This window comes from Bacteroidota bacterium (assembly GCA_013696965.1).
Lineage (GTDB): Bacteria > Bacteroidota > Bacteroidia > JACCXN01 > JACCXN01 > JACCXN01.
The window spans coordinates 1-9,581 of record JACCXN010000036.1 but is presented as its reverse complement, the minus strand read 5'-3'; the positions used below and the strand labels follow the sequence as shown (position 1 = coordinate 9,581).

The window sequence follows — 9,581 nt, the reverse complement described above, 5'->3', positions numbered from 1 at the left end:
TCAAGGATTTGACTTAATCAACAGGGTTTGAATATTAGAAATATCAACTAAAATCTTAAAATTTTTCGAAAGTAATTACGGTTTCAAATCCGAATTTTTTGAATGCACGCATTACGCCCAACGGTTTCTGCATATACGCTGGTGGCGATTGTTGCACCGAACCAAAAACCGTGAGCAGCAAAGTTAATAGAAATTCCAGGCTTTGCAATAGAGCACCTAGACCGCCACTGGCGAATATGCAGTGTTAGCCGTTGGCATTACCCACTTTTCTAGATCACTACGATTAATTGCGAATTGCAGTGTAACGTCAATGAATAGTGACAGGCTTTCTGCGGGTTAGCGTGTTTTTTTCCTTTTTTTGTGAGGGGAGGAAAATATTAAAATTCTTCTTTAGGAAAGGGGGAAGCTTATTTACAATTTTTGGCTTTTGAGGGGAGATTAGTGTGAATTGGAAATGTGCTGAAACCGTGCGTGGAAAGCTCAACCGTTAATTTTGCACACTCTTCAAAGTAGCTATTTTTTAGATTACTAATTATTAGAATTCATACATATTGTCATTTAGCCCCTGTTCTATTATATCGTTTTGTTTTAACATTAATGCATAATGCAATGATTTAGCAAAATTCAATATAAGAGATTCCTCGCTTAAATAATGATTTCTTTCTAATTCGTCAAAGTGATAGAGCTTTTGAAAATCTAATATGCAATAGGAAGTGGTATTAATTAACCAATCAATATAGCTATTGTCTTGATGATATAATTCAGTTAATGTTTTAAATTCATATTTTCCAAAATTTAAATTTTGAGACGTTAGTATTGTCTTTTCAGGCAATGAACAATAATAAATATTTGGTATACATAAAATATATTGTTGGTCAAAGTAAAGGTCACCTTCACCAGATCCATAATCATTGAAATTAAAATGTGCGTAGGATATTTTATTAAATAAATTTTTTAATGAATATCTTTGACTTGATTTTAAAATGACTTCAACATAAATATTGTTATAAATTGAAAAAAATAAGTATGGGTTAATGTTTAACAAGCTTTTGTAATTACCCGACCAGGACTTCAATTTTTCAAATTCCTTTTCGTTTTCTATATAATATTGTTCCCTATAAAATTTTAACTCTTTTTTTATTTCAGCTTTTTTTTTGTGATTATTTTCGAACTGCAATAACAGTATTTCATCTGTGTAAAAATCAGTTGTTAAAAGTTCTTTTAAATCCTTCCCTATCAATATTATGAAAGGATTACTTTGGAATATTTTATCTAAGAAAGAATCATATTTCATTAAACCCTCAATTATATTTCTATTTGGAAAAATGAAAGGGATATAATAATTAGATTTTTCTGTTTTTACATATTCTTCAATATTCATCATAATTTTATTGTTATAGTTTTTTTTTATGTCAATTTGTAATTTTTATTAGCAAGGAAATTGAGCTACTTTTTATATCACTTTTCTAAATATATAAATTGCTTCATTAATATTAAATAAATTATTGTCGTTTTACACTTATTGACAAAATTTCAAAATATTTTCATATCCCTCTTTTTCTCCAAGTTCGCCAGCTTTGCTAAAGTCTATACACGCAGCTTCTTTATTGTCCAAATGTACATAAATAAGACCTCGATTTAGGTAGGCTAGATTATTTTTAGGATTAATCTCAATGGCTTTTGTGTAATCTCTAATTGCACCTTGGTAATCTTTTAATTTTTCCTTTGCTACGCCTCGATTAAGATATATCATTTCTATATTTTCTACATTTAACTCAATTGATTTTGTATAGTCCAGAATCGCTCCACGATAATCTTTCAGTTGTTGTTTAACATATCCCCTGTATGGATAAATTTCTCTGTTCTTTGGATTAATTTCTATTACCGAGTTATAATCTTGAATTGCACCAACTAAATCACCACTTTGCACCTTTGCTAATCCCCTATAATCATATGCTACTTCTAATTTTGGGTTAAGTTCTATGGCTTTATCAAAATCTATTATCGCATTTGTAATATCACCTTCCTTTAGTTTAGTAAGACCATTACTTAAATGTTCTTCAGCTGTTAAGTTTTTAAGCTTAACAGCATCTTTAATTAAAACTATTAAAGCATAATCCCCATCTTTTTTTTCTGGTAAAATTGCTAATGTTTTTAAGCCCTCTAGTTGATTATCGACATAAGAGTTATTCCCTTTAATATCTTTCATTATATAATAATTAGGTTCCTTAGTCGCACTTACAAATGTCAATTTTAAATCTTTACCTTCATTTTTTTCATCTTTATAATTTATGATAAATGATTTGTTTTTTTTATGATAAATTATTAAAATGGATTTTCCAATTTCAACATTGCTAACTTCTTTATTATCATCATTTATTTTAATCAGACGCATTGAAGGTGCCTGGTATACATCTACAGAGTCTTTTGATGATTGTCCAAATGAGGCTAATTGAAAGGTTAATGTGAAAAGAATTATAAAAAATTGTAAAATAGAAGAATTCTTGCTTTTTCTTGTTTGATTTCCTTTGAGTGAAAATGTGACCATAAAAAATTGAAATTGTCTGTTTTTAATTATTATTGTAAAAATAATGTTTTTTCTAAAGTCAACCACCAAAGTAACAATAATACTAAAAAAAGCAGAAACTTGCGCAGGGAAATTGCTCTTTTGATTTTGCCAATGTGTGTCAGCTTTATGGGAGGCGGCAAAAACAAATGTGCAATTTTGGGGCTGGCAATTTTAATATTTTGTGGGGGGATAAAAAGGAAAAAAGCACGAAGCGAAGGGCTGCCCTGAACGTTCTAAATTTGCAGAAAAGTTGCTTAATGAAAAAGGCTGAATGTCACGTCTGTCATACCGCCCCGCAATGCTTACGGCTAACGTTTTTTGCATATACCCAGGTGGCGATTATTGCACCGAACCAAAAACCGTGAGCAGCAAAGTTAATAGAAATTCCAGGCTTTGAATAGAGCACCAAGACCGCCACTTGAGGATATGCAATGTTAGCCGTTGGCATTACCCACTTGTCTAGGAAGTTTGCATTACTTTCAAATTGCACAACGTATTGTACAGTGACAGGGGCTCAGTGTGTTTGGGTGTTTTGTTTTTTTAAAAGGGAGGGGTAAAAAAATTGAAATCTAGCCTGGGGAAGGAAGAGGGAAGCTTATTTACAATTTTTGGTTTGTGGGATGGATTTTTGAGGGAATTGTGAATGTGCTTACCTGTGCGCAAGGGTTTTCGTTCCAAACTTTTATGGTTAGTAGTGAATTTTTATGGGGGTCATAATTCCTTACAGTTTGGTTTGTCTTAGGTCTGTCATGCCACTTAGATTTAGTAATGTTAAAGTTAGAATGAAGTAATAGGGAGATAACAGGCAGATAACAAGGAGTATGTACGGAGTAAAAGAAATATTTAATTATTTTTTGACCCGAATACCCTTGGAAATCATTGTGGGACTAAGGGTAGCAGATTACACGAATGCAAAGTTTTTTTTAAAGCGATTTCCAATTATAATAAATACGTTTTCTGGGGAGTTTTATTGTGAAACAAAGCTTATGGCACGTATAATTGGAAATAAGACAAAAGGATCTGTTGATGGTAAAACCTTTTAACAAGGAACAATAAGCAATTTGTGAAAAGCAAATCCAATCTGAACAAAAATAGTCTTTTTAATTACTTTCAAATAGTAGAAGAATCCCTGTAAACATTAACATTCTTTATATTATAAGAAAAAAGCCGCTTTTTTTTAGCGGCTTTTAAAATTAGAATAAAAATAGGAATTATTTTGCTATAATCATCTTTTTGTTAATTACTTCACTTTTCGAATTCGTTAATGAAATCATATAGATTCCGGAAGAATAATTGCTGTAATCAGAATTAACTTGATTGGATTCACTCGTTACTTTTATGCAATTCATCACATTTCCATACATATCCATTATTGTTAATGTTCCTTGTTTTTCTTCACCCAAGTTATAATAAATTGTTGCTTCTCCTGAATTCGGATTTGGCGCAGAATAAAGATCTAATTTACTCTTTGAGTTTCCATAAACAGGATCACTTCCTACATTCGGATTAGGATTACTACGTCTGTCATTAATATCTGAACAAGTACCATCCGAAGAGGCGGCTTGGGCAATAGCACTCATACCACCTGAAGTAACGAGTGTAACAGGATTTGATGGATCATAATAATAATTCATAGTATTACCATTATGGCGTAACTTATGATTTAACTTTACAGAAGTTGAAACAAAAGAATTTCCTGCTTCAATATTACTACCCTGATCTTTTAGTATTGTATTTTGAGCATAAATTGCATAATCTTCATAGTTGTCGAATTTATTACATACGATATCTAACTTCGACTGGTTATCATTTTCAAAATAAATGGCAGTTTTCACCTTCTCAAAAATATTTTCCTTTATAAGTGATCGAACATTTGCAACAGGTGTCCTGGAAGCCTTTATAGCGATATCATAATTGTAAAAATAATTATTTCTTATCACGAAATCTTTATTTCTATCCAACTCTATGGCGGTAATTCCATTGGCGAAAATATTATCCTCAATATAAATATTCAAGGTTTTATCTGTTTTTATTACATAGTCTGTGTTTGCAAAAGCTGATCCCGTTACAATTAATTGATCTGAAACGTTATTGTTTCCTTTAACCTCTATACCGCCCCATTTTAAATTTTCACAACCATGAAAAAAAGAGTTTCGGATTTCTAACTTTCCTCCTGGCAGAACAATTATTTTTGAGTTTTCAGAAAACGCCAGCTCACAATCAATAACGGTAAGGTTAACATTGTTCGGCACTATAGTAACATTGTCAATGAACTGATCAGAATTAATAATTACTGATGAGTTTAACACATTAACAGGAGGCAAAGGTCCGCCTGAGCCTATATTGTATTTGCATTCAATAGCAGTGCTTATACTTGGTAAATCAGTGATGCAACGTGGTGTAAGAGTCATGTTTATATTTACATAATCAGAATTAGTGCATCCACTTGGTGAAGTAACCACGACTTTATAGGTAGCTGTATTCCAAACACTGATATTAGTTGTATAGGAATTGCTAAATGGAGTTGTAGAGGTTCCTTTGTACCAATTATAGGTATACCCACTTGAAGTTAAATTTGGCACTGCGGTGAGAATTACACGGCAGAACCTGCCAATAGTTCTGTCTGGGCCTGCACTAATAGCAGGTTGAGTTCCTGTAATAGGAACATAAAACTGTAAAGTTCTTGTTAAACCACCAATAGCAGGCGGTGCGTTTTTAACAACAACTGTATGCATTCCAGGTGATAATCCGGTAATTGAAGAGTTAGTACCATAAGCACCTCCGTCCCATTTATAGCTATAAGTTGATGCTCCTCCTGCGCAAACCATAGCGCCTCCATTATTAGCACCACAATTAGAAGGTGTTGCACCGCAAACATATGCATAAAAATCAAAGCCGGTAATTGGACCACAATCATTTACAGTTACATTTTGAGTTGTAGAACATGTGGTAGAAGGATCAGTTGCTGTAAATGTATAAATTGTTTGACCTCCTACAACTAAAGAGCAATATTCCACGGAATTGCCGGTATAATTAACGGGTCCATAAGGGCTTGTCCAACTATAAACATAATTTGAAGGAGTATAATTAAAAAAACTGCAAACTCCACCGGAAGAGCAAAGTTGCGCATTGCCAATATCATTTGAAATCGTTGCACCAATTAATGAAGTTGCTACTGGAATGGTGATTGTTTGGGGTCCCTGATCGTTTATCGCGTTACTCAAAGTATAATCATACCGCTCAGATATTGCGCCCTTACAGTTGAAAATAAGCAAAACGGTTGATTGATTTTGGATATTAACTGTACTTACATGGTTTGCTCCTGCGGTAGCGCCTGTAACGTTAAATGCAATATCTAATCCTGCCCCAACCGAGCCCGTGTTGTCCAATCTTACTTTAAATGCCAAGCTGCCGGAGTTTTGCTCGTTTAAAATCATTACAACTATGCGATCAGAAGATTTAGCGGCAAAAGCTTTTATATTTGGTTGATTTACGCTTACTGAAGGAAAAAATGTGCCCTTAAAGTTGTCGGCCATCATTTTGTAGTGCCAATAAGTAGATCGTTTCTGTAATAGTTCTGTTCCAATGTAACCTATATCAGTTTCGTATGTATCTCCCGGCTCTCCTTCTATAACGCTCCAAAAAGCCATTGATTCAACTTGCTTTTCCATTCCTTTTGCCATCATTTCCGCCCAAAATTGTCCTCCTAAAAAACTTCGGTCCAACACCGATTGGCCCACGTGTAGTTGCGTTGGTATTATCCTGATAAGCGCTTATATTAACTTCTGTAACAAAAGGCTTTAAACTACCTGTTCTTCCCACCAGGGCAATGCGGGCATTAATGGTATCTAAAATATCGTCAAATTGAAACGGAGAGTTAACATAGTTTATAATGTCCTGTCGGGCAGTTCCCGCCTGTAATTGAGCTTTACTGAAAGGATAAGTGTTAAACCCAACATAATCGATGTAATATCCATTTGCACCCGAACCTGTAATGTTATCTGCACCACCCAGAAAGGAAGCATATTTGGGAAAATCATAGTAAGACAAACATGGCCCGATTATTTTTATGCCCGATTGGCCAAGAACTCCTTTCATGGCTGTTGAAACCTGCTTGATGTAATCAGCAATTATCGGATTGGTGTGATAATTATTTACACCTGAATAAGAACCATCCGGTTCATTTCCTATTTCCCAATAAACTATATTTTTTGCATTAGTCACATTTATATCAGATATTATTGCCGCATTATCTATAGCATTTTGAGCCACTGATAGATTAATCTTTATTGGAACCTGTATTATCGGCTCAAAGCCTCTGGCTCTGATAGTATCTATAATTCCTAATAATGTTGGAATCGGCCACATTCCTGATCCGTCATAAGCTTTACCTCCGACACGTATATATTTTACGCCACTTGCGTTAATTTCCGTCCACCAGCTTTCTAATTGACCAGTGAAACCAAATGCAGGTTTATTTGGCATCCAGTAGTTTTGAGCATAAAATACTTGCGAAATAGGTTGGGCAGCAGTTTCCTTTGCAGGCCCTATTAATCCTATAAAAATCAGAAAGTAGAGAGTTTTTTTCATGTTTTGGGGTTTTATTTGAGGAAATAAATGTACAATAATAAATCACACTTCCAACAACTGTCGAACATTTTATGGTGTTTGACTCTTCAATGCAGCCTTTTAGCGGCATTTTCACTAAAGCTACATATTAAGGCAATATTTTTGGGTATTAAAAGTGTAATTCTTAAACAAATGCGTATTCCCCTTTTCTTATATTTTCTTTTTTTATATGTTTCATCAGGGCTTGCTCAGTCTTCCTTTGAATGGGCAAGGAGTAAAAAATTTTCACGGAACAGCTATGGCTGGTCGATCTCAAATTCAAAAGATAACGATGTGATTGTTTCGGGCAGCTTTACCGGGCCATATCACCAACCTGATTCAACTGATATGGGTGGTTTTATTTTGAAATACGACAGTGTGGGTAATTTAAAATGGCAGAAAATATTTTATTCAAAACATATGGCTATCAGTGCAATAAATGCCGTTGACGGAAATGGGAATGTTTTTGTCTCTGGTTATTATAGCGGAAACATGCAATATGAAGGGGCTATGCTAACCAATGGGGGAATGTACTTTATGAAATATGATCTGAATGGAAATTTATTGTTCAGTAAACCAATAATAAAACATAGTACACCTCATGAAATTTGCATAAATCAGAATGATGAAGTTTATATTGCCGGATATTGCTGGAAAGATTCTTTATTTGAAGGGTATGCGATGCAAAAAGAGGCTTTTATCGCTAAGTATGCTTCTGATGGAACTTTTTTATGGGTGAAAGAATTTTTTTGTCATGTTTCAATGATTCAGACTTTTGATATGTGTTTGGATAAAAAAGGAAATATTTATACTACAGGTAATTTCGGAGGGACTCAATATATTACAGATTCCTTACAGATTGTAAGCAGCGGAAATTTCGATGGCTTTTTAGCCAAATATGACCCTAACGCTAATCTACAATGGGTAAAAACAATTAAGGGCTCTGATACTGAATCACCTAAAGCCATTGATGTAAATAGCAAAGGAGAAATCTTTATTGGAGGATATTATGGTGCCTATACGGGTTCTTCTGTTTCGTATTTTGATACAATAAGTATTACTTCTCCTATGAATTGTGCAAGTGACATTTTTATTGCTAAATATGATAGTGTAGGTAATTGCCAATGGGTAAAAACTGCGGGAGGTAACGGCATCGATATACTGAGGGAACTATACGCAGACAACAACGGAAATATATTTATTACAGGATATTTTGGTTCGGGAGGTAGTACCGGTCATGCAGTATTTGACAATCAAACAATCTATTCAACAAGCGGTGGTATTGATGTGTTCTTAGCAAATTATGATACTGATGGTAGTTTAAAATGGGTGAAAGGATCTTATGGCGGTGGTGGTCATGGTATAGATTTAGTTGGTAACGAGCAAGGCGATCTGTATGTTACGGGTGCGTTTGGAGGAAACTTTACTCTCGGATCTCTTTCATTGACAGGTGACGATGAAGTGTTTTTGATTAAGATCAAATATGATACAACACAAGCTATAATAGGTGTAAATGAATTTTCAGATAGATCCTTACTCTCGTGTAATATTTATCCAAATCCAACAAGCGGCACTTTCCAGATCGAATGTAATTTACCTGAGTCCTGTGATTTACAGCTAAACATAATTAATTCAAAGGGGCAGAAAATTTATACAGAAAATATTTTCGGAGTTAAAGGTGATTATGAAAGATTTATTGACATGAATAAGCACGCCAAAGGAATTTATTTCATAGAAATAATTGCAGATAGAAAAAGAGCCGTTAGAAGAATTGTTGTTAATTGAATTGCATTTAAGCATGAAAATCAACAAGTGTAATTCTTAAACAAAATGCATATTCCCCTTCCTTTGACAGACCAATGTGGAGATTGCATTTTAATCAAGGTGCTGTAGAACCTGGATCATCAGGAGCTCTCCATTATTTAACCAAAATAATCAGGTTGTTGGTCAATTATTAGGAACAATCTTAATTTATAATTCAATAGGTAAATTAGGATAGCCAAATCCTCATATTTTAGATAATAGTCTTTCAATAGATTTATTACATTGTTCACCATGTGTGTTTTTTATAAGGATGATAGATGGCGAAACCATAAATACAAAAAAGATAGTATGTTTTTTAAATATATTGCTTTTTAAATAGGGTCTGCTGAAAAACACCTATCACTTTGTAAATCAGACAAACATACCTATATTCGGCACATCAAGTGCAAGGAAATATGAAGAAACCACCAAAAAAGCGTGCACCAATTCCAAATTATGTTAGTAAAAACCAGTTGGTTTTAGAAGGATTTGAGTCCCCATTCGAAAAAAAATTAAATTCAGATAATCGATGGGTTATTTTGGCAAACCTCATTCCATGGGACGAGATTTGTAATATTTATCGGAAAGCCATACCAAAAAG

At 33.8% G+C, this 9,581-nt stretch carries 5 protein-coding genes; 1 reads left to right on the top strand and 4 read right to left on the bottom strand.

Features of this window, described 5'->3' with window-relative positions; all coding sequences use genetic code 11:
* Nucleotides 1-535 precede the first annotated feature (535 nt).
* From H0V01_05935 to H0V01_05920, 4 genes are all read right to left on the bottom strand, one after another.
* A complete protein-coding gene (locus H0V01_05935; protein MBA2582912.1) occupies nt 536-1,384 on the bottom strand; it encodes a hypothetical protein in 849 nt (282 codons plus the stop codon).
* Nucleotides 1,385-1,519: 135 nt separating this feature from the next.
* Nucleotides 1,520-2,548 carry a tetratricopeptide repeat protein gene (locus H0V01_05930; protein ID MBA2582911.1) on the bottom strand — a complete coding sequence of 343 codons (1,029 nt, stop codon included), beginning with the start codon at nt 2,546-2,548 and terminating at the stop codon, nt 1,520-1,522.
* 1,232 nt (nt 2,549-3,780) lie between these two features.
* The gene (locus H0V01_05925; GenBank protein ID MBA2582910.1) at nt 3,781-6,240 is read right to left on the bottom strand and encodes a T9SS type A sorting domain-containing protein; all 2,460 of its coding nucleotides are present in this window, start codon (nt 6,238-6,240) and stop codon (nt 3,781-3,783) included.
* Nucleotides 6,224-7,159: a hypothetical protein gene (locus tag H0V01_05920; GenBank protein MBA2582909.1), complete on the bottom strand. Its 936-nt coding sequence runs from the start codon at nt 7,157-7,159 to the stop codon at nt 6,224-6,226. The genes H0V01_05925 and H0V01_05920 overlap by 17 nt, the downstream gene beginning before the upstream one ends.
* A 171-nt stretch (nt 7,160-7,330) precedes the next feature.
* On the opposite strand from H0V01_05920, the gene H0V01_05915 reads away from it, so the two are divergent.
* A complete protein-coding gene (locus H0V01_05915) occupies nt 7,331-8,962 on the top strand; it encodes a T9SS type A sorting domain-containing protein (protein ID MBA2582908.1) in 1,632 nt (543 codons plus the stop codon).
* Nucleotides 8,963-9,581 lie beyond the last annotated feature (619 nt).